15 protein-coding genes and 1 other annotated feature are annotated in these 21412 nt (G+C 55.5%); of the genes, 11 read left to right on the forward strand and 4 right to left on the reverse strand.

Annotated elements, in window-relative coordinates:
- The first annotated feature begins 6 nt into the window (after positions 1–6).
- The 4 genes from hemB to ysxE all read left to right on the forward strand — a co-directional run bounded on the left by hemB (position 7) and on the right by ysxE (position 4558).
- Positions 7–981: a porphobilinogen synthase gene (gene hemB, locus NST29_RS05030; RefSeq protein ID WP_339232979.1), complete on the forward strand. Its 975-nt coding sequence runs from the start codon at positions 7–9 to the stop codon at positions 979–981.
- A gap of 15 nt (positions 982–996) precedes the next feature.
- Entirely contained in the window at positions 997–2286 is a 1290-nt protein-coding gene (gene hemL / locus NST29_RS05035; RefSeq protein WP_033844241.1) for a glutamate-1-semialdehyde 2,1-aminomutase, read from the forward strand.
- Between the two features lie 195 nt (positions 2287–2481).
- Complete coding sequence (gene spoVID / locus NST29_RS05040; RefSeq protein ID WP_061912451.1) at positions 2482–3483, forward strand: stage VI sporulation protein D; 1002 nt, start codon at positions 2482–2484, stop codon at positions 3481–3483.
- Positions 3484–3526: 43 nt separating this feature from the next.
- Positions 3527–4558 carry a spore coat protein YsxE gene (gene ysxE / locus NST29_RS05045; RefSeq protein WP_061912452.1) on the forward strand — a complete coding sequence of 344 codons (1032 nt, stop codon included), beginning with the start codon at positions 3527–3529 and terminating at the stop codon, positions 4556–4558.
- Between the two features lie 256 nt (positions 4559–4814).
- On the opposite strand, the gene NST29_RS05050 is transcribed toward ysxE, so the two are convergent.
- Positions 4815–5003 (reverse strand): hypothetical protein, encoded by a 189-nt coding sequence (locus NST29_RS05050; RefSeq protein ID WP_033844238.1) that lies wholly within the window; start codon positions 5001–5003, stop codon positions 4815–4817.
- 142 nt (positions 5004–5145) lie between these two features.
- Positions 5146–5609 (forward strand) — a binding site (T-box leader).
- A gap of 87 nt (positions 5610–5696) precedes the next feature.
- On the opposite strand from NST29_RS05050, the gene NST29_RS05055 reads away from it, so the two are divergent.
- The 3 genes from NST29_RS05055 (at position 5697) to NST29_RS05065 (ending at position 12703) form a co-directional block, all read left to right on the forward strand.
- Positions 5697–8339, forward strand: coding sequence for a valine--tRNA ligase (locus NST29_RS05055; RefSeq protein ID WP_061912453.1), 2643 nt, complete (start codon positions 5697–5699; stop codon positions 8337–8339).
- A 133-nt stretch (positions 8340–8472) separates the two neighbouring features.
- Positions 8473–9765, forward strand: a complete 1293-nt coding sequence (locus NST29_RS05060) for a folylpolyglutamate synthase/dihydrofolate synthase family protein (protein ID WP_061912454.1) — start codon at positions 8473–8475, stop codon at positions 9763–9765.
- 79 nt (positions 9766–9844) lie between these two features.
- The gene (locus NST29_RS05065) at positions 9845–12703 is read left to right on the forward strand and encodes a VWA domain-containing protein (protein ID WP_339232789.1); all 2859 of its coding nucleotides are present in this window, start codon (positions 9845–9847) and stop codon (positions 12701–12703) included.
- 193 nt (positions 12704–12896) lie between these two features.
- Here the strand turns inward: NST29_RS05065 and NST29_RS05070 are convergent, their stop codons facing one another.
- From NST29_RS05070 to NST29_RS05080, 3 genes are read right to left on the reverse strand one after another with little or no spacing between them, the layout of a single operon-like run.
- Positions 12897–14579, reverse strand: a complete 1683-nt coding sequence (locus NST29_RS05070) for a hypothetical protein (RefSeq protein ID WP_339232791.1) — start codon at positions 14577–14579, stop codon at positions 12897–12899.
- An 11-nt stretch (positions 14580–14590) separates the two neighbouring features.
- On the reverse strand, positions 14591–15157 hold the full coding sequence (locus NST29_RS05075) for a prepilin-type N-terminal cleavage/methylation domain-containing protein (RefSeq protein ID WP_339232793.1): 567 nt from the start codon (positions 15155–15157) through the stop codon (positions 14591–14593).
- Positions 15141–15761, reverse strand: a complete 621-nt coding sequence (locus NST29_RS05080; protein WP_235597988.1) for a prepilin-type N-terminal cleavage/methylation domain-containing protein — start codon at positions 15759–15761, stop codon at positions 15141–15143. The genes NST29_RS05075 and NST29_RS05080 overlap by 17 nt, the downstream gene beginning before the upstream one ends.
- Positions 15762–15892: 131 nt before the next feature.
- Here NST29_RS05080 and NST29_RS05085 point away from each other — a divergent pair, with 131 nt between their 5' ends.
- Genes NST29_RS05085 through NST29_RS05100 form a run of 4 tightly spaced genes read left to right on the forward strand, consistent with a single transcriptional unit; the run spans position 15893 to position 21412 of the window.
- Positions 15893–17617 carry a hypothetical protein gene (locus NST29_RS05085; protein WP_339232794.1) on the forward strand — a complete coding sequence of 575 codons (1725 nt, stop codon included), beginning with the start codon at positions 15893–15895 and terminating at the stop codon, positions 17615–17617.
- Positions 17618–17622: 5 nt separating this feature from the next.
- Entirely contained in the window at positions 17623–18399 is a 777-nt protein-coding gene (locus NST29_RS05090; protein ID WP_061912467.1) for a PRC-barrel domain-containing protein, read from the forward strand.
- Between the two features lie 17 nt (positions 18400–18416).
- The gene (locus NST29_RS05095) at positions 18417–19751 is read left to right on the forward strand and encodes a G5 domain-containing protein (protein ID WP_033844231.1); all 1335 of its coding nucleotides are present in this window, start codon (positions 18417–18419) and stop codon (positions 19749–19751) included.
- Positions 19748–21412 (forward strand): ATPase, T2SS/T4P/T4SS family, encoded by a 1665-nt coding sequence (locus tag NST29_RS05100; protein ID WP_033844230.1) that lies wholly within the window; start codon positions 19748–19750, stop codon positions 21410–21412. The genes NST29_RS05095 and NST29_RS05100 overlap by 4 nt, the downstream gene beginning before the upstream one ends.

Consider the following 21412-nt stretch of genomic DNA (forward strand, 5'->3'; position numbering starts at 1 on the left):
ACGCGCATGACATTACTGTTTGACCGCCATCGCCGTCTGCGGCAAACAGCCGCCATTCGGGCGATGGTGCGGGAGACGCATCTTCATGTTGATGATTTCATCTACCCACTGTTTGTCGTGGAAGGGAGCGGCATTCGCCGCGAAGTGTCGTCGATGCCGGGGGTGTACCATTTATCGCTCGATCGTCTGCCAGAAGAAATCGATGACATCGCCAAGCTTGGCATTCGGGCGGTGATGGTGTTTGGCGTGCCCAATGAAAAAGACGAGGTCGGTTCGCAGGCGTACTGTGAAACGGGAATCGTTCAGCGGGCGATTCGCCAAATCAAAGCGCAGCATCCGGAACTGGTCGTGATCGCCGATACGTGTTTGTGCGAGTATACGAGCCACGGCCATTGCGGCGTCGTGGAAAACGATCAAGTGCTGAACGACCCGTCGCTTGAGCTGCTCGTCAAGACGGCGGTCAGCCAAGCGCAGGCGGGCGCTGACATCATCGCCCCGTCGAACATGATGGACGGATTTGTCGCCGCCATTCGCCGCGGGCTTGACGAAGCCGGGTTTGTGAACGTGCCGATCATGTCGTACGCGATCAAATACGCGTCGGCGTTTTACGGCCCGTTCCGCGAAGCCGCGGACAGCGCGCCGCAATTCGGGGACCGGAAAACGTACCAAATGGATCCGGCCAACCGCCTCGAGGCGTTCCGGGAAGCGGAGTCGGATGTCAAAGAAGGCGCTGATTTCTTGATGGTGAAGCCGGCGCTCGCCTACATGGACATCATCCGCGACATTAAAAACCGGTTCCCGCTGCCGCTTGTCGCCTATAATGTGAGCGGCGAATATTCGATGATCAAAGCGGCGGCGCAAAACGGCTGGATTGACGAAAAGGCGGTCGTGATGGAAATGCTGACTGGAATGAAGCGGGCGGGCGCTGATCTGATCATTACGTATTTTGCGAAAGATGTAGCCCGTTGGCTGGCCGAATAGAAAGGGGGCGGAATCGTGCGCAGCTATGATCGTTCAAAAGCGGCTTATGAAGAAGCGGTGCGGCTGATGCCGGGCGGAGTGAACAGCCCGGTGCGCGCCTTCAAGTCGGTCGGCATGACCCCGATTTTTATGGCGCGCGGCCAAGGCTCGAAAATTTACGACGTTGACGGCAATGAATATATTGATTATGTGCTGTCGTGGGGACCGCTCATTTTAGGACATGCCCATCCGCACGTCGTTGAGGCGTTGAAGCGGGTGGCGGAGCAAGGAACGAGCTTCGGCGCCCCGACGCTGCTTGAAAATGAGCTCGCCAAGCTCGTCATCGAGCGGGTGCCGTCCGTCGAGGTCGTGCGCATGGTCAACTCCGGCACTGAGGCGACGATGAGCGCTTTGCGTTTGGCGCGCGGCTATACGAAACGCAACAAAATCCTTAAATTTGAAGGCAGCTATCATGGCCATGGCGATTCGCTGCTCATTAAAGCCGGCTCCGGCGTGGCGACGCTCGGTTTGCCGGACAGCCCGGGCGTGCCGGAAGCGGTCGCCCAGCATACGATCACGGTGCCGTACAACGATTTGGACAGCGTCCGCTATGCGTTTAGGCGGTTTGGCGAAGACATTGCGGCGGTGATCGTCGAGCCGGTCGCCGGCAACATGGGAGTCGTGCCGCCCGTTCCCGGCTTTTTGGAAGGGCTGCGCGAGGTGACGAAACAATACGGCGCTTTGTTGATTTTCGATGAGGTCATGACCGGATTCCGCGTCGACTACCATTGCGCGCAAGGGTATTACGGCGTGGAGCCGGATTTGACGTGCCTCGGCAAAGTGATCGGCGGCGGCCTGCCGGTTGGGGCGTACGGCGGCAAAGCGGAGATCATGGAGCTTGTCGCCCCGAGCGGGCCGGTCTATCAAGCGGGCACGCTGTCCGGCAATCCGCTCGCCATGACGGCCGGTTACGAAACGCTGCGACAATTGACGCCGGAAGTGTACGAAGAGCTTGGTCGCAAGGCGGCTCGCCTTGCTGACGGTCTTCATCAGGCGGCGGAAAAGTACGGCATTCCGCACACGATCAACCGCGCTGGATCGATGATTGGCTTTTTCTTCACAAACGAGCCGGTCATCAATTACGAGACGGCCAAAACGTCCGATTTGGAGCTGTTTGCCGCCTATTACCGGGAGATGGCGAACGAAGGCGTTTTCTTGCCGCCGTCGCAATTTGAAGGGCTGTTTTTGTCGACGGCGCATAGCGATGAAGACATTGAATATACGATCGCCGCTGCCGAACGGGTGTTTACCCGCCTGCGCGGCTAAACGAAACGAGGGTGTCCCAAAAGCGGGATACCCTCTTTCGTTGCTGCATAGACGTGCTGACTGCTTCTGCCGTGATCGGTGGTGCCGATCGTAAAGGCTCAGCCCGATTTTTTTATCATACTGTCCTTTTTTCGCTCATACAATGGATACTGTCATAGAAACCATTTGGCGAAGGGACGGAAGGAGGAGGCCCGGTTGGAGCAGTCGTATTTGCGTTTTTCGCTCGAAGAATCGGTCTGGTTTCAAAGCGGACAGGAAGTCGCCGAGTTTTTGTCCATTTCTCTCGATCCGGTCATTTCCGTTGAGGAGTATGATCAATATATCACGATTCGCGGCGCGCTTGAGTTAAGCGGGGAGTTCCGCTCAGCGCAGCCGAAACTAGCTGCTGCCGAGGAAGAGGACGCGTTTGACTTGGCGAGCTATCGGTTCATTCAGCACATCGCGGTGCGCGACGACGGCGTCAGCGAACTGTCGCACCGATTCCCTATTGATATCACGATTCCGAAAAACCGGATTCGCTCGCTTGATGACGTGTACGTGACGGTCGAATCGTTTGACTATGAGTTGGGCGACAATGGCCGGTTGGTGGTGACCGCCGATATTTCCATCAGCGGCATCAGCGACGCGCCGCTCGCTTCCGAGTTGCCGGCTGATGAGGAAGAAGAGCCGCTGTTTGCCCCGTTTGAATCAGTGGCCCGCAAAGAGGTGGATGATCCCGAACCGTCTGCATTCGCTTCTCCTTTTCGCTATGAAGCGGATGAATCATCGGCGCTTGCCGCTAGCCGCCATGAAGAAGTAGAAAATGAAACAGAGCCGTTTCTGCCGCTTGAGACGGAAACGAAGGCGGTCAGCGCGCCAGCGGATGACGAGACCGATTCCCTCTTGCCGTCCGCCGAGGCCAAAGTATCGATCGGGGCGGCGAAAAAAGAGAAGGAAGAAGGGACAGAGGAGACGAAAACGAAAAGCGAAAATGCGCTCTATTTGACAAAACTGTTTGCGAAAAGCGAGACGGAAGAGTTTACGAAAGTGAAAATTTGCATCGTCCAGCAAGGGGATTCGTTGGACAAGATTGCGGAACGATATGAGGTGACCGTTTCTCAGCTTTTGCGCGCCAACGATTTGGAAAGCCCGGATGACGTCCACGAAGGGCAGCTGCTCTATATTCCGGCCATGGCGGGAAGCCGTTCGTTCTCATGAACAGGGTGCTTTCCGCTTCTTTTGCCGTCAAGGGGGCATCACGATGGATGGACGGTTTGCCAGCCAGCGCGCTCTGCTTGCCCAATATGGGGTGACGCCGGAGCGCATCGAACAGCGGGGCAAAGTAGCGAAAGTGTACACGACAAACGGCGTTTTCGCTTTAAAGGCGCTCCATGACGAACGGGAGGCGGCAGCGGTTTGGCAGTCGCTTCGCTACTATGGCCGCCGTTGTCCGCCGGTGTACGGGACGCGCCAACAGTCACCGTTTGCGGTCGATGGAGGCCGCCTTTATTATTTGCAGGCTTGGCATGATCAAGGGGTGAAAGCGGACGACGAGGTTGTCCGCTCTTTCTTTCGCGGGTTGGCCGAGCTGCACCGCGCCACCATCCGCACGGTGGCGGTAAAAGAGGAAGAAATCGAAGCGTACCGCCAGCAAAAAAAGAACGAATGGCAACGAGCGCGAGCTTTATGGGAAGAGCGAGTCGAAACGTATGAATCGGCGTGGTACATGTCGCCGTTTCAGCTCCAATGCTGCACCTATTTTCATGAAGTGATGCGCGCGTATTCGTTCGCCGAGGAGCAGTTGGCTGCGTGGGAGGAGGCGCTCAAGGAAACGAAGCAATGGCGGACGGCTTGGGTGCACGGAAAAGCGCGCCTCTCCCACTACGTGGCGCCGTATTGGATCAGCTGGGAGCGGGCGCATTGGAATTCGCCGGTATACGATTTGATCGCCGCGTTTCGCACCCATGTTCAAACGTTTCCGCCGCTTGCGCGGGCGTGGTTTGATGGCATCGATGAATATGAAAAAGCGCTGCCACTATCCGCCGGGGAGCGGGCGTTTTTATACGGCCACTTGGCCGAGCCGCGCGGGTTTGTCCGCTGTTTGGAGCGATATGAAGCCACCCGGCGGACGGAACGGAACGAGCGGGCCTACGTCGCCGCCTTGCAGCGCTGTTATTTTGCCTTTAAAAACATGGAAGCGGTCGTCATGCATCTTGTCCAGCGCGATGCCGCACAGCAACAAAAAGAGATGAGTGACGCCGAAGCGCCGATCGATGAACACGGTCAAGGCTAAATCCATCCTCGAACAGAAATCCGGAAACGCCTATGAGGCCGGTGATTTAGGGAAAAATACTGCTGATCCCATCTGTTTCTCAATTAGAGAAACCTTGCACAATCAACTTTCTTTTCTGAATGAACATGCCGCCGATTCGTGTGTGACAGCGGTTTTTCACCAGCCTTCTATGGCCATGGAAGCCGAAAACGTTGGTGAAAAACCGTTCGTTGCCTTGAGCGATGATAAGTTGAATGTTTGTTTTACATCCCATTTTCTAAATCCATTCCAAACGGAACGCGACAGCCGCCAACACAAGAATGGCCAATAAAAGCACGTCAAACGTTGTCGGCAGCAAAATGGTGCGGATCGCCTGAAAAACGGCGAGCGGAATGATCACTTGGGCGCAGATGGCGCGCACTTGCCGCAGCCACGGCGGCCATGAGTACGGATTGAAACGCCGCATCGGTCGTCCCTCCTTCTCCGGTTTACTATACAATATGAGACGGGCGAACGTTTGTCACCAAATGGCTTTCTGTCGAATAAATCAATAAAAACTTGGCAAAGATGATGGACAATGGTAGTATAATAATCGAACGACGATGACGATAAAAGCGAAGACGGGGAGGAGTACAGCGGCCCGCGCCTGCAGAGAGGGAAATCAGAAGCTGCGAGATTTCCTAGGATGGCGGCTGCTGGAAGGTCGCCCTTGAGCTGCTTCGTTGAAAGGCGCTGCTGCCGAGTAGAGGAAGCCGGTTGATTGCCGTTATGCCAATGAAGCGCTTAAGCCCTAGAGGGCGGTGGTTGAAAAACGCCGTTTCAAGATGCCTTTTTCCCAAGCCGGAGATGCGGCTGTGGTATGGGAACGGCGCTCTGCTTCCATCCTCTAGATCGCTGGTGAGAACGGTTGTTTCTCTTGAGCAGTGGGGAGCGTGCGAAAGGCGGTCCTGATGCGACAGGGCTTTTCGATTTGAGAAACGAGGTTGGGAAGCGTCCGGCTCCCTTCCATCCCCAGCCTTCTAGGCTTAAGAAAAAAGGTGGTACCGCGAAAGCAGCTCCTTTCGTCCTTTTCGGATGAAAGGGGCTTTTTTGCTTGCCGATCGGATGATGCACTCCGTAGGCAACAGCTATTGTCGATCACATGAAGGAGGGAACAAAAGTGGCACAGCATGAAGTGTCAATGCCGCCCAAATACGACCATCGCGCCGTTGAGGCGGGGCGTTATGAATGGTGGCTGAAAGGCAAGTTTTTTGAAGCGACCGGCGATCCGGACAAACAACCGTTTACGATCGTCATTCCGCCGCCGAACGTCACCGGCAAACTGCATTTGGGGCATGCGTGGGATACGACGCTGCAAGACATCATTACCCGCATGAAGCGGATGCAAGGCTATGACGTTCTTTGGCTTCCAGGGATGGATCACGCCGGCATCGCCACCCAGGCGAAAGTGGAAGAGAAGCTGCGCCAGCAAGGATTGTCGCGCTACGATTTAGGCCGGGAAAAATTTTTGGAAGAAACGTGGAAATGGAAAGAAGAATACGCCGGCCATATTCGCAGCCAATGGGCAAAATTAGGGCTTGGCCTCGATTACACGCGCGAGCGGTTTACGCTGGATGAAGGGCTCTCCAAAGCGGTGCGCGAAGTGTTCGTCTCGCTTTACCGGAAAGGGCTCATTTACCGCGGCGAGTACATCATCAACTGGGACCCGGTGACGAAAACGGCGTTGTCGGACATTGAGGTGGTGTATAAAGAAGTAAAAGGCGCGCTCTATCATTTGCGCTATCCGCTCGCCGACGGCTCGGGCTACATTGAAGTGGCGACGACCCGTCCGGAAACGATGCTCGGCGACACGGCTGTGGCGGTTCATCCGGATGATGAGCGGTATAAGCACTTGATCGGCAAAATGGTGAAATTGCCGATCGTCGGCCGCGAAATTCCGATCATTGCCGATGAATATGTCGATATGGAATTCGGCTCCGGGGCGGTCAAAATTACGCCGGCGCACGACCCGAACGATTTTGAAATCGGCAACCGCCACAACTTGCCGCGCATTCTCGTCATGAACGAAGACGGCACGATGAATGAAAACGCCATGCAATACCAAGGGCTTGACCGGTTTGAATGCCGGAAGCAAATCGTCCGCGATTTGCAGGAGCAAGGCGTCCTCTTTAAAATCGAGGAACACGTCCACTCGGTCGGCCATAGCGAGCGGAGCGGCGCGGTCGTTGAACCGTATTTGTCAACGCAATGGTTCGTGAAAATGAAGCCGCTCGCTGAAGCCGCCATCAAGCTCCAGCAAACGGACGGAAAAGTGCAGTTCGTGCCGGAGCGGTTTGAAAAAACGTACTTGCACTGGCTGGAAAACATCCGCGACTGGTGCATTTCGCGCCAGCTTTGGTGGGGGCACCGGATTCCGGCGTGGTACCATAAAGAAACGGGTGACATTTACGTCGACCATGAGCCGCCGAAAGACATTGAAAACTGGGAGCAAGACCCCGACGTGCTTGATACGTGGTTCAGCTCGGCGCTTTGGCCGTTCTCGACAATGGGGTGGCCGGATACCGACTCGCCGGACTACAAGCGCTATTACCCGACCGATGTGCTTGTCACCGGCTATGACATCATTTTCTTCTGGGTATCGCGCATGATTTTCCAAGGGCTTGAGTTCACCGGAAAGCGGCCGTTTAAAGACGTGTTGATCCACGGTCTTGTCCGCGATGCCCAAGGACGAAAAATGAGCAAGTCGCTCGGCAACGGCGTCGATCCGATGGATGTGATCGACCAGTACGGCGCCGATGCGCTCCGCTATTTCTTGGCGACCGGCAGCTCGCCGGGCCAAGATTTGCGCTTCAGCACGGAAAAAGTCGAAGCGACGTGGAATTTTGCTAACAAAATTTGGAACGCCTCGCGCTTTGCCTTGATGAACATGGGCGGCATGACGTACGACGAGCTCGATTTGAGCGGCGAAAAAACGGTCGCCGACCATTGGATTTTAACGCGCTTAAACGAAACGATCGACACGGTGACAAAGCTCGCCGACAAATACGAGTTTGGCGAAGCCGGGCGCACGCTGTACAACTTTATTTGGGACGATTTGTGCGACTGGTACATTGAAATGGCGAAACTGCCGCTGTACGGTGATGATGAGGCGGCGAAAAAGACGACGCGTTCGGTGTTGGCGTATGTGCTTGACAACACGATGCGCCTGCTTCATCCGTTCATGCCGTTCATTACCGAGGAAATTTGGCAAAACTTGCCGCATGACGGCGAATCGATCACCGTTGCTCCGTGGCCGCAAGTGCGTCCCGAACTGTCGAACGAAGAAGCGGCTGAAGAAATGCGGCTGCTTGTGGACATCATCCGCGCGGTCCGAAACATTCGCGCTGAAGTGAACACGCCGCCGAGCAAGCCGATTGCGCTCTACATTAAGACAAAAGACGAGCACGTGCGGGAAGCGCTTTTGAAAAACCGCGCTTATTTGGAACGGTTCTGCAATCCGAGCGAGCTGGTCATCGACACCGATGTCCCGGCGCCGGAAAAAGCGATGACCGCCGTCGTCACCGGGGCGGAGCTTATTTTGCCGCTTGAAGGGCTGATCAATATTGAAGAAGAAATCAAGCGGCTTGAAAAAGAGCTTGACAAGTGGAACAACGAAGTCGAGCGCGTCGAAAAGAAACTGGCCAACGAAGGCTTTTTGGCGAAAGCGCCGGCCCATGTCGTCGAAGAAGAGCGGCGCAAGCGGCAAGATTACATCGAAAAACGCGAAGCGGTGAAAGCGCGCCTCGCTGAGCTGAAACGGTAGACAAACGATCTTGCGGTTGATTATGATGAAGACGAATCCGCCATCAGGCGGGTTCGTCTTTTTCGCTGGCGGAAGCCGTCCGGCCCATCGCCAGCCTTTCGATCTTGATCTTCTCAAGGGAGGAGTCGTGAAGATGATCCGCACATATGAGGAAGCCGTCGCTTGGATTCACGGGCGGCTGCGGCTTGGCATGAAGCCGGGGCTAAAACGGATGGAATGGATGATGGAAAAACTCGGCCACCCGGAGCGCCGCGTCCGCGCCGTCCATATCGGCGGAACGAACGGAAAAGGGTCGACGGTCGCTTATTTGCGCTCGATTTTGCAGGCGGCGGGGTATTCGGTCGGGACGTTCACTTCGCCGTATGTCGAGCAGTTCAACGAACGGATCAGCGTCAACGGCGAACCGATCGGAGATGAAGAAATCGTGGAGCTAGTGCGAGTCGTTCAGCCGCTCGCGGACGAGCTTGAACGGACGGAACTTGGCGGACCGACCGAATTTGAAGTGATTACCGCCATGATGCTCTATTACTTTGGCAAACAACACATTCAAGATATCGTGCTCATTGAAGTCGGACTCGGCGGCCGGCTCGATTCGACGAACGTCATTTATCCGCTCGTTTCCGTCATTACGAACGTCAGCTATGACCATATGAACATCTTAGGCGATACACTTGGGCAAATTGCCGCTGAGAAAGCGGGAATCATCAAATCCGGCGTGCCGCTCGTGACAGCGGTCAACGAGCCAGAGGCGTGGGAGGTGATCGTCAAGACGGCCGCGGAGCGGAAAGCGAAAACATATCGGCTCGGCGTTGATTTTACCGTCTCCGACCAGCAAACGACCGCGGAAGGGGAGCAATTTTCGCTTGTCACGCCGTTTTCTGAATACCGCGATGTGCGCATTCACATGCCCGGCGCCCATCAAGTCGAAAACGCGGCGGTGGCGGTGATGGCGGCCGAACTATTGCGGCTTGGCTATTCATTTTTGATCGACCCGGAGCATATCGCCGCTGGGCTGGCTTCAGCTGCTTGGCCCGGCCGCTTTGAGAAGGTGAGCGACAAACCGCTCGTCATTGTCGACGGCGCCCATAACGAAGCCGGCATCCGCGCGCTCGTGGACACGGTGCGCGCGCATTACCCGGACAAACGCATCCACGTCTTGTTTGCCGCGTTGGCGGACAAGCCGCTTGCGCCAATGATCCGGCTGCTTGACGAGCTGGCTGACACGATCACGTTTACGACGTTCGATTTTCCGCGCGCCGCTCAAGCAGAAGCATTAGCCGCTCTCTCTTCCCACCCGCAGAAGGACGCTGCCAATGATTGGACCGGCTGGATTCGCGCCCAGCAAGAACAGATGGGAGATGACGAGCTGTTAGTTGTCACCGGGTCGCTGTACTTTATTTCAGACGTAAAAAAACAGTTCCGATAAGAAAATTTTTCTATCGATAATGGTTGAACGATGGTATAATAGAAATATAGGAAAATTGTCGCGAAACGGGGAGAGGAGCATGGAGAAAAGGGGGATTTTGCGCGCGCTTTTCGCGCTCGGATGGGTGTTTTGGCTTATGTTTGTCGTAGGCGGGAAGGAGGCACCGGTGCAAGCGGCAACGCTTCCCTCGCTCCAATGGCAGTTCACTTCCTCGCAGCCGGAGTACGCCAAACCGCCTAACGGCGATGCCCAAGGCCGGCTCGATGTGACGCTCATTCCGCAAGGAGCGGTGTCAGGAGTGATTCGCCCGCCGATCGATGTCGTCTTTGTCATGGACGTATCCGGTTCCATGACCTTAACCAAGCTGCAAAGCGCCAAATCCGCTTTGCAAACAGCGGTCAGCTACTTTAAGGAGAATTCCAATGTCAATGACCGCTTCGCGTTCATTCCATTTTCCGATGGCGTGCGTTTTGACAGCCTTGTTCCGTTTGACGCCAATGCGAACGTCATCAACCAGCTTGACGCGATTTTGCAGAAAGGAAACAGCCTGACGGCCAATGGTGGAACGAACTATTCAGCCGCTTTGTCGCTCGCCCGGTCGTATTTTAATGATCCGGCGCGGAAAAAGTACATCATTTTCTTGACCGATGGAATGCCGACGGTGCTGAATACGACGAGCACGATCACCTATAAGGAGATCAAAAAAACGTTTTCCGGCTGGAAGTACGGGGACAAGGTGACCGCTTCGATCCCGGTGACGTACACCTTGTATAGCAACGGAAAAGATGCAAGCATTCAGTTTGTCGATCGTAACGGATATAAGCGGTTGTTTCTTAACAATGGCGCCGATTATGTAAACGGCTGGCTGTTTTCTTGGGACAATGACTATCCGTTTACGTATTCGACGTTGGAAGACAACATTCGCGATGATGCGGTCAATATAGCGAAAGACCTTGGCAAAAACAACATCACTCTCTATTCGATTGGCTTCGGCAGTGATGGCGATGTCGATATGGACTATTTGCGGACGCTTTCGATGATGACCGGAGGGGAAGCGCGGCAAGGGACGCCGCAAAACTTGAACGCTTTGTTCCAGCAGTTTTCCCGGCTGGCCAACACTCCCGCGCTCACTGGCACGGTCCGCATTCCGCTTTCGTCGCTCGGCGGCAACGTTTCGATTGCCGAGAACGGACAAGTGCGGCTCGATGAAAGCAAACAAAACGCCTATATTTCTTTTTCCATTCCGTATTCATCAGGACAAGGGACGCCAAATCCTATCACCGTGTCCATTCCGGTGGCGTTCAAGGCAACAGGGACGTACACGTTTCAAGCGGAATTAACGTATCGGGACGTCTACGGTCAGCTCCAGCCGGTGACAACGAAAACGGTAATGGTCACCGTCAAGGCGGAAGCCCCGCCATGGTTTGATGGAACGGTCAAGCTGCAGGGGCTGACGAAACCGATCGACCAACTCGTTAAGCAAGGGGCAACGGACGGCGATGACAACCGCTTCCGTGTTGCTTATTCATTGGCGTTGAAAGGATATGTCGGCAATGTCTCTGGGACGATCAGCAATGTCCGCATCATTCAAGAGCTTCCGGACGGAATCTCGGTCATCCCCGACGGAAAAGTAGCAACGTTTGTCAATAACGGAAAACGTTACGCGCAGTGGTCGTTCGGCGGGCAAACCTTTGACTACAGCCAGCTGAACAAGCTGACGCTGACCGCGCAATGGGTCATGCAAGCCGACTACGCCATGAGCGGCACCCAATTGCCGCCGGCGCTCGTAACGTTCACCGACAGCCGCTACGGCGAGCGGACTTCGACGCTCACGCCGCCGTCGGAACGAATCGGAATGAAGGTGCGTTTGGATGATTTTCCGAATGTTTATTATGAAGGGGATGAAAGCGGGCTGATCACCAAATGGCAAGGGGTCGACATCGTGGGAAGAACGAAGCATCCTAACTCCTATGGACTGCTGCAGCTGCCGGTCAAAGCGCTGCAATACGATCCGAGCGATGACGGGGTGCTACTTGTCACCTATAGCAACGGCCAGACGGTGCCCGTGTATATTAAGCCGCATCTAGCCGTCACGACGTCCGCCGGCGCTGTGGCAAACGGAGCGACAGCGTACGAAGCGCCGACGGTCAAGTTGACCGGACCCGTGGCCGGCGAAGGGGTGTCGTATCGCTATCAGATCGTTCGAAATGGGGTCCCGGATGCTTGGGTAGCGCTCCCTTCACCGTATGAAATCGCCATTTCGAACGACGGGGCGTATACGGTCACTGTCCAGTCGTCGGGAGGGTTGACGAGGGGAACAGGATTGGCGAGCGCGTCGTTTACGTATACGAAGCGGATCAAGGAACTGAACCTCGGCTATCAACCAACAATGGATGTCGGTGGCGAGCAAAGGATTTCGGTGACGATCGTGCCGAGCGATGCGAGTAACAAAACGTTAGTATGGTCGTCGAGCGATCCGGCGGTGGCTGTTGTGCAAAATGGACTAGTAACGGCGCTCAAGCCGGGAACGGTGGCCATCACGGTGCGCTCTACAGATGGAGGAAATGCATCAGCGACGGCATCGATTCAGGTCGTCGATCCGTATGTCGCCCTCGAAGGGATGGCATTTCAGACGCCCATTTACATGAATCGCGGCGAGCGGCTTGACGTGACGTCACGGCTCCGTTTTATCCCAGAAAATGCCACAGATAAGGCGCTTCGTTCTGTTATTTCGTCGGATCAGCGATTTGTCAAGATCGTTCAGGAAAACGGAAAATGGTATTTGCAAGCCGTTGATGTTGGGTATGCAGAGATCACGGCGACCGCGAAGGTGAAGGCAGCGGATGGACGGGATATTGAAGCGAAGGCCCTCGTTATCGTCCGCCCGCCTACAGGCAATAACGGCGACAACGGCGGCAACAGCGGCGGACGATGGTAACGACAAAAAGCGGCCCAACCAAAGATGAGATCCGCGTTTTAAAAAAAGAAGGCCCTCGAAAAGTCGGTTGAACGACTTTTCGAGCCGGCCTCTTTTTGTTACATAATTTCCGAAAGAAGTCCCGTCCATAGATGGGATTACGTGAGAAGCCCCCACTTCAAGCAGCCCGCAACGATGGGAAGCGAAGGGGAGTTCACCGGACTTCCAAGCGATCGACGACAAGTGATAAACGATTGACAAACGGGAGCCCCGTCCCTTGCTCAACGAGCACTTCCGGGCGATAGCGGACGACTAGCCGCGATAATGCCACATCGGGATTAGGAACGAAACCGGAAGGCTCCCCATTGCTTCCCTCGACCCGGCCACGGAACGCATTGACCACCAATCCATAAATGTCTGTATCGGGGGCGGGGTCGCCGTTTCCACGGGCGAACAGCCCTCCGTCGATATATAAGTACGAGCCGACGGCGTAAATGGTAGCGCTGCTGTCGGTGTAAAAATATCCTTTCAAGTTTGCTTCCCCTCTCGGGTTATCAAATTCATTGATGCGGGCCAAATCGAGCTTTCCTTTCGACAACAGCACGACCCCTTTGTCCGCCCGCTCGATGCGGCTTTGATAAATCTTCGTTTTTCCCGTCACATAAACGCTGGCATCGAGTTTAACGTTACCAGTGATCGTCAAGTCGCCGAAAACGATAAAGTTTCCGTGTATGTTGATAAAATCGTTTTGCGGACCATTGAGATTCAGAGGGCCGTTGACAATTAGCCATTGGTTGACCCCTTTGTCTGTTTGAATGTCCACATCCCCGATCAGGTTGATGCCCCCATTAACGTAAAGCGGTTTGTCTTTCTTTTGCTTGATGATTTCAAGCGGATCGTTTCCGTTCAATTCGTTGAACCTGTCTTTCAGTTTGTTGGCTAATTGGTGCAGCGCTTCGGTTTTGTCCGCGGCTTCTTGAACAGCTTCCACTTCTGCAATATATTCGGGCGATGATGGTGAGAAGCCGGCTGCCTGCAACAGTTTATCGGCGACGGTCAACTCAAAATCGACGTCCACAAAGTCTTCGTTGCTTGGCTGGAAGGACGGGGGCGGTTCCGTTGTTCCTGCCGGCCAGGACGACTCCCATTGATTCGTCATTTGAAAGCGGGCTTGCGTTTCGTCTACTTTCCAGCAGCTCTTCGTTTGCCCGCACGCTTGGAAAGCCCCGTTTAAATACCAAACCGAAGAGTTGGAGAACCGCGGCATTCCGCTGTCATAGGTTTCGATTTTCAGTTCGTTCGTTCGGCTGACGTACGTTGTGGCGTTGCTGGCATACCCGGTTTCGCCGGCGTAAACATCACCTTTTTCGATATAGACACCCCCGTTTAATACGACAGCGCGGTTGGAGCCGAGCGCGTATTTTAAAAAGCTCGGCGTGTTGGTGACAAAAACGCGCCGGACGACGGTCCGGGTTCGGTGTCCGTCATCGAACGATTTCTCTAATCTCAAGACGCGCAGAAACACTTGTTGTTTGTTGATTTGATACTGGTCGCTCTCATCTTTCACCATCACTCCGTAGCGTTCCAGCAAGCGTCCGGTCATCGTGTTTTTCCCGGGATTGGAGCGGTCAAGGCCGAGAAATTGATCCCATTCATTTGGCGAAAAAATGTGATGGCTCGTAAAAAAATTCGGATCGGACAATTCCGCTTTCAAATCGGCGACCGCCTCGTTCACTTCCGTTTTGGCCTTGTGGAGCGATTGCACATCATCAACGCGCACCGTCGCGAATCGGGCGTGTTGAAGGGAGACGGCAATGATCGTCAAGCCGAGCAAAAAAAAGACGGTGACGACCAAAAGGGTCGTAAGTAAACTGTAGCCTTGTTCAGTCCGGCGCATGCTTCGCCCTCCTAAAATCCGAATTCGGTTTTGACGGTGAACGGTTGAACCGGAAAGGCGGCGCTTTCCCCATCCCGCACCGTAAAGGTCATCGTCAGCACCCCGCTTCGGCAAATGTTTTTTTGCCAGCGCGCGCAGCGAAACGAAAAAAACGACGTATCGTCCAGCCGAAAAGCGGGAGAGGTGACCGCCGCGCCATCGATCATCAGCTTGCCGTCTTTGATCGCCACCGACTGATAGGCTGGCTGTTCGGTTTCTGCGCGCGAGACGAGCCCGACTTGGTTGTTTGTTTGGAATTGTTCGTTTTTGATGAACCGCAGTTCGCGCAGCGTTTGGTTTTCTTGGCTTCGCTCGGCTTCAAGGCCGTCGGGCGCGAACGCGTACAGGGCATTCATGAGACGGGCGGCCACATAGTCGGCTTCGCTGCGCAATTCGTTTTCGATGCCGATATGCTGGTAGGCGCGAACGCCGCCAAGAAAGACCGCATACACGGCGCCGACGATAAGCATCGAAATCGTTATTGCCGCCAGCACTTCAACAAGCGTCATCCCCTTTTCACCGTCAGCGAATCGTTTCATCGGCAATGGCTCCTTCCACCCATGTGATGTCACGGTTTCGTTCTCCGAAGCGAACGAGCGTGTACAACTTAGCCATATATTGGCCGGCTTGTGAAGACAGAACGGCGGTTCGTTCGCTTTTCACGTCCGCTTGAAGCTGTTCCGGCAAAGAGCGAAACTCCGGGGAGGCGAGAAACGCGTCCCACCCTTCACGGTCGGCGCGGACGATATATACGGTGACGGCGTACGGGACGTCATTGACGGTCGGAGCGAGCTGCACGGCGCAGGCTTGCTGCGGATCGAGCGTTCCTTGCTGCGAGTTGGCGAAAAACAAAGACCGCAAAGCGTTGTTGCTGCAGCTTGTCTTTTCTAGCTTGAGAATGGGTTGGGTTTGCAAGTAGGTTTGCAGCGAAGCAAAGTTCGTATTTTTTTCGAAATAGTTCGCCGTCCCACGCGCCAGATTGATGGCGACCGTTCGCCGTTCATTGCCGGCTGTATAGGTCATGGCGTTGGTGAAAAACGAAAACAGACCGATCACCACCACCGACAGCAAGGCGATCGACAACAACGTCTCAACGAGGGTGAATCCAGCGGAACATCGGCAAACGAATCGATTCTGATCCACTATGATCGCAACCTTTCTTTCTATAAAACCTTCTTTCAAAATATGTAACTTTATTATACAATAAGTAAGAGTCGAATGTTGCAGATTTTTTCCTAAAAAAAGGCCTTTTGTCATAGAAATGGGGGGGCGCGATGAAAGAGGCGCTGATGTATGCTGGTGCTTTTGTCGTAGCATTGTTGTTGATTTGGCTGCTTCCGCTTGGGTTTAGTCGTTTGGGCGGACTGATGGCGGTCGCTGTCGCGCTGCTCGCCGCCATTATGGCCGATATGGCGAGTTCCGTCATTCCGCTTTGGCAGACGGCCGCGTTGGTTCTCGTACTGTTGGCCGCGGCTTCGCTTTTGCTTGACCGCCGTTTGGGAGCGATTCTCTACCGGCGCAATGACTTTCGGGAAACAAGCTTTCAAGGCGAAAAGGACAAAGAGGCGAACGGGCACGGTGGTTCGCCTGACGGTTCCGTTTTCTCGGCCGCTCCGCTGGCGGCGGCCCACTTGCACCAACCGCGGCTTTCCGCCGAACCGGACGAATTGCCTCCCAAACTAGAGGAGAGGAAAACGGAGGGGGCCCCCTCTTCTCCCATCGATTCGTTTGGGGAGGCGGCCGAGGAAGGGGAGCCGTTCCTTGAGCCGCTTAAGGCCGTTGAGCCATCGAGCGGGGAAGCGGCGCCGGCTTCTCCCGCTGATGAGCCGTTGGAACAAGCGATGATATTGCGCCGGGAAGAGGGCGAAGCCGCCTTCGAACCGCTGCGGCCTGCCGAGGAGACGGCGGCGTCTTCGCGAGCGGATCGGTGGATAGAGGCGGCTGAAGAGGCCGTGCCGCTGTCCGAGTTCGCGGCTTCAGGCGTTGAGTCCGTTGAACCGCTGCGGCCTGCCGAGGAGACGGCGGCGTCTTCGCGAGCGGATCGGTGGATAGAGGCGGCTGAAGAGGCCGTGCCGCTGTCCGAGTTCGCGGCTTCAGGCGTTGAGTCCGTTGAACCGCTGCGGCCTGCCGAGGAGGCGGCGGCGTCTTCGCGAGCGGATCGGTGGATAGAGGCGGCTGAAGAGGCCGTGCCGCTGTCCGAGTTCACGGCTTCAGGCGTTGAGTCCGTCGAACCGCTGCGTCGCGTTGCCGATTGGCTTGACGAATGGCCGGGCGCGGTGACGCCGGAGCTTGAGGCCGCGGTGCTTCGGAAGCAGGAAAATGATCCTCACGAAGCTCTTCTTTTGAAAGTGGATATCGACGGCTGGGGAGACGAGGTCGGCCCGGATTTCGAAGAAGCTCGATCCGATTCGATGGCGTTGCTAGGTGATGTTCGCCATGACGGCGAAGAGCATCGGAAAGCAGGAGCGGCTGGCAGTGATGATGGCGCTACGGATGACCTTCTAGAGATCGGGGAGCAAGACGCGGACTGCGCCGCTGGGGGAGCGAGTGCGCTCGCTGACGGAAGCGCTGCGGTGCCGCTCGCTGCTGAAGCGGCTGCTGTCAGCGAGCATTCAGCCGCTGAGCCGTCTCCGCCAGCGACGATGGCCGGCGACGATCGTTCCGCTGAAGAAGAACGACCGGCTTTGACGGCCCTGCCGCGAATGGTTTCCGAAAAAGCGCAACTGGCGGCGGCTGAGTTGAGGTTGAGCCGCTCCCAGTTGACGAGCGAGGCGTATGAGCGGTGTCTGCACCAATGCCTGCAGGCTCCCCTCACTGACCGCGACTATTACGTATTCGCCCGCTTGCTGTTGGAACATTATGTGCTCGAGCGCCGGGCTGAGCCGCTAGCTGCTTGGCTCGATCAACTCGAGCAGCGCTTTTCGCCTTACCCGGCCATTGCCGCAGAACTAAGGCTCTGGCGGGAAATGGCTGCAACATTAGGAAGATCGTTGAGGTGAAGAAAATGAAAGCGAGTGCGCAAATCATCGGGCTGCCGATCATCAGCATCGCTGATGGGACACAAATCGGCGCCGTGAAAAACTTTGTCATCAATCCGGATAAAGGCTCGGTCGACTTTTTGACGGTCGAGCACGAAGACGTGCAAGTGAGCTTAAAAGCGATCCCGTTCAAAAAAATCGTCGGGATCGGAGAGTTCGCCGTCACGGTGGCCAGCGGCCATGATGTGATCGATTTATCGGAAATTCCGATCGCCAATCAGTTGGTCAACAAACAAATCCGCATCAAACAGACAAAAGCGATTACGCGCAAGGGGCAACTTCTTGGTGAGGTGCAAGAGTTTTTTCTAAACGAGGAAACCGGAGAGATTATCGGCGTGTCCGTTCGTCTGGAAAACGGCGAAGCGGTGCTGCCGTCCGCCCAAGTGCTCACGTACGGAAAAGAGATGCTGATCGTTGCCGATGATGCACAGACAGCGCTCCTTTCTGATGCGGCGCAGCTCATCGAGTTGGATGACAGCGAAAGCGGGATGAAGGAGAGCGACATTTCCGAACAAATGCAGGTCATGACAGAGACGGCCGAAAACGTGGAAGCGTTGGAATCGCTTCGCGAAAAACAAGTGGCGTTTCTTTCGGGAAAACGGCTGACCAAAGACATTTATGACATGAACGGCGAACTTTTATTCCAAGCGGGCACCGTGCTTTGCGAAGAGGACGTGCGCAAAGCGCAGGAAGCCGGCCCTAGCGTCATTGTCGACGTCTCGATGAACATTGAAGCCGAATGAAAAAGGGGGAGCTCGGAGTGAGAGCCGCTTCCATAGGGAAATTGTTTATCGTGATGGCGGTCTGCACAGTCTATTTTCTTTCATTTGTCCGTTTAGGCGTTTTGGCTTATGAATCGTTCGGCCCCGGCCAAGACCGTTATCGCCCGGGGACGTCGGTCGGTCCGATTTCGCTCGCCGGGATGACGCCGGCGGAAGCCCGGCGGGCGGTGGCCGATCGCGTGAACGACTGGCGGGCGACGGCTTCGATTCCGCTCCGCTATCAGGAAAAACAGGCGGAACTGTCGGCCGATCTCTTCACTTTTCGCTTGTCGGAAAGCACGCAAAACATTGTCAACGGGCGCTCTGTCCCGCTGCTTGCATTGGCCGATATGAGCGCTTGCCTCGAGGTCGTCGGCCGCCTTCTGCCGCCGGCGGCGCGAGACGCCTTGGATGTTCAGGAGCTGGAAAAGGATTTGGAAGCGGCGGCTTCCCAGCTGTCAGCGCCCAGCCAGCCGCTTGATTTGACCCGTTATCTCCCGGCTTCTGGAAAAGGGAAAACGGTGGTGAGCGAAGCGGCCGTTCCGATCCATGATGAAAGCCTTTCTCGTTTTCTTGCGTCCGAGCGCCGGCTTGCCGTCCGCGCCAATCAGCTCGTGTCGCTGCGCGCCATGATCGAACAAGCGGGCGGCGGATTGTCCGACCGCGCCGTCGAGGCGTTGGCATCGGCCGTGTATCGCGCCGTCCTTTCCACCAATTTTGTGCTGATGGAAAGATATGCAGGGAGCACGCTTCCGGACGGCATCACCCCGGGATTTGAAGCCAAGGTTGACAGCCAGCGCGATTTGCAATGGTTGAATTCAAATACGGTGGATTATACGCTCATTCTTCGCTATGACGGCCGTCAAGTGAAAGCGCTCATTCATGGCTGGCCGTTCGCCTACCAATATATCGTGCGCACGAGCCAACCGGAAGCGATCGCACCGCGCAAAATCATCCAGTATGATTCGCGGCTGGCTCCGGAGCAGTCCGTAGTCAAACAGACCGGGCGCTCAGGGTTGCTGGTAAAAGTGGAACGCGAGGTGCGTGACGGCGCCAAACTTGTCCGCCGGGAAACGGTGAGCGAAGACTTTTATCCGCCGGCTTACACGATTGAAGTTCGGGGGCTGAAAGTTCCGGAATCATCCGTCTCCGCGCCGGAAGAGGAAGAGCAGACGCCAGCGGAAGATGGTTCTAGAAATCAAAACAAGGATGAAGAAAGCGACCAAAAGCGGCCGCCGTCAGAAAACGGGCAACGGACGGACGGTGGCGACCAAGTGGATGAAGGTCGTTCAACCGATACGAAACAAAGCGGGGAAAGCGGGGGAAGCCGATGAACAAAAAACGCGAGCGAAAACGTCTCGGCGACTTGTTGGTGGAAGCGGGGTTAATTACGGAAGAACAGCTGGCGGAAGCGCTGCGGGAAAAAGCGCCAAAACAAAAGCTCGGCGATGCGCTGCTGCAGCGCGGCTATATCACCGAACAACAGCTCATTGAGGCGCTCGAGTTCCAGCTTGGCATTCCCCACGTCAGCTTGTACCGCTATCCGATTGATCCGAAAGCCACCAACCTAGTGCCGAAAGAGCTGGCCCGCCGCCATCTCATCATGCCCCTCAAAGTGGAAGACGATCGCTTGTTGGTGGCGATGGCCGATCCGCTCGATTTTTTTGCCATAGATGATCTGCGCTTGTCGACCGGCTTTCAAATCGAAACCGCGATCGCATCGAAGGACGACATTTTGCGTGCGATCAACAAATACTATGACATGGACGAGTCGTTTGATGACCTGCTTCCGGCTCCGCCGACCGAGGGGCGCGATGATGGAAAGGCGGCTGAAGACGATTCTCCGATCGTTCGTTTAGTGAACCAAATTTTGCAGCTTGCCGTCGAGCAGCGGGCAAGCGATATTCACATTGACCCGCAGGAGACAAAAGTGCTCATCCGCTATCGGATCGACGGCCTTCTCCGCACCGAGCGGGCGTTGCCGAAGCATATGCAAAGCATGCTGACGGCGAGGATTAAAATTTTGGCCCACATGGATATTACCGAACACCGCGTCCCTCAAGACGGGCGGATCAAAATGAACATCGATTTCCATCCTGTTGATCTGCGGGTATCGACGCTGCCGACCGTGTACGGGGAAAAAATCGTCATGCGCGTTCTTGACTTGGGCGCGGCGCTGAACGATATCGATAAGCTCGGGTTCAACGCCGTCAATTTGGACCGTTTCATCCGCCTCATCGAGCGGCCCAACGGCATCATTTTGATTACGGGCCCGACCGGCTCGGGAAAATCGTCGACGCTGTATGCGGCGCTCAATTATTTAAACAGCGAGCAGGTCAACATTATTACGATTGAAGATCCGGTTGAGTATCAAATTGAAGGCATCAATCAAATTCAAGTCAATCCGAACGTCGGTTTGACGTTCGCCCAAGGGCTTCGTTCAATTTTGCGCCAAGACCCGAACATCATCATGGTTGGCGAGATTCGCGACCGCGAAACCGCCGAAGTGGCGATTCGCGCCTCGCTCACCGGTCATTTGGTGTTAAGCACCCTTCATACGAACGATGCGTTAAGCACGATCACCCGGTTGATCGATATGGGCATTGAGCCGTTTTTAGTCGCGACCTCGCTCGCCGGGGTCGTAGCTCAGCGCTTAGTGCGCCGCGTCTGCCGCGATTGCCAAGAAGTGTATGAGCCGACGAAGCGAGAGCGGGACATTTTCGCCCGCCGCGGCATCGACGTTCAGCAGCTGGTCCGCGGCCGCGGCTGCCCGACGTGCAACATGACCGGCTACCGCGGCCGGCTCGCTGTCCACGAGCTGTTGGTCATTACTGACGAAATGCGCCGCATCATTTTAAACAATGAACCGTTCTCGAGACTGCGGGAGCTCGCCATCCAAAACAAAATGATTTTTCTGCTCGATGACGGGCTGCTGAAAGTGAAGCAAGGATTGACGACGCTTGAGGAAGTGCTCAAAGTGGCGATTTTGCATTGA

Source organism: Geobacillus sp. FSL W8-0026, assembly GCF_037966255.1.
Taxonomy (GTDB): Bacteria; Bacillota; Bacilli; order Bacillales; family Anoxybacillaceae; genus Geobacillus; species Geobacillus icigianus.

Bases quoted from the DNA above. Each gene is read 5' to 3' on its own strand.
- NST29_RS05090 (WP_061912467.1), top strand. From the start codon at position 17,623: ATGAAAGCGAGTGCGCAAATCATCGGGCTGCCGATCATCAGCATCGCT.
- ysxE (WP_061912452.1), top strand. From the start codon at position 3,527: ATGGATGGACGGTTTGCCAGCCAGCGCGCTCTGCTTGCCCAATATGGG.
- NST29_RS05065 (WP_339232789.1), top strand. From the start codon at position 9,845: ATGGAGAAAAGGGGGATTTTGCGCGCGCTTTTCGCGCTCGGATGGGTG.
- NST29_RS05075 (WP_339232793.1), bottom strand. From the start codon at position 15,157: ATGAAACGATTCGCTGACGGTGAAAAGGGGATGACGCTTGTTGAAGTG.
- NST29_RS05050 (WP_033844238.1), bottom strand. From the start codon at position 5,003: ATGCGGCGTTTCAATCCGTACTCATGGCCGCCGTGGCTGCGGCAAGTG.
- NST29_RS05070 (WP_339232791.1), bottom strand. From the start codon at position 14,579: ATGCGCCGGACTGAACAAGGCTACAGTTTACTTACGACCCTTTTGGTC.
- hemB (WP_339232979.1), top strand. From the start codon at position 7: ATGACATTACTGTTTGACCGCCATCGCCGTCTGCGGCAAACAGCCGCC.
- NST29_RS05100 (WP_033844230.1), top strand. From the start codon at position 19,748: ATGAACAAAAAACGCGAGCGAAAACGTCTCGGCGACTTGTTGGTGGAA.
- NST29_RS05060 (WP_061912454.1), top strand. From the start codon at position 8,473: ATGATCCGCACATATGAGGAAGCCGTCGCTTGGATTCACGGGCGGCTG.
- NST29_RS05085 (WP_339232794.1), top strand. From the start codon at position 15,893: ATGAAAGAGGCGCTGATGTATGCTGGTGCTTTTGTCGTAGCATTGTTG.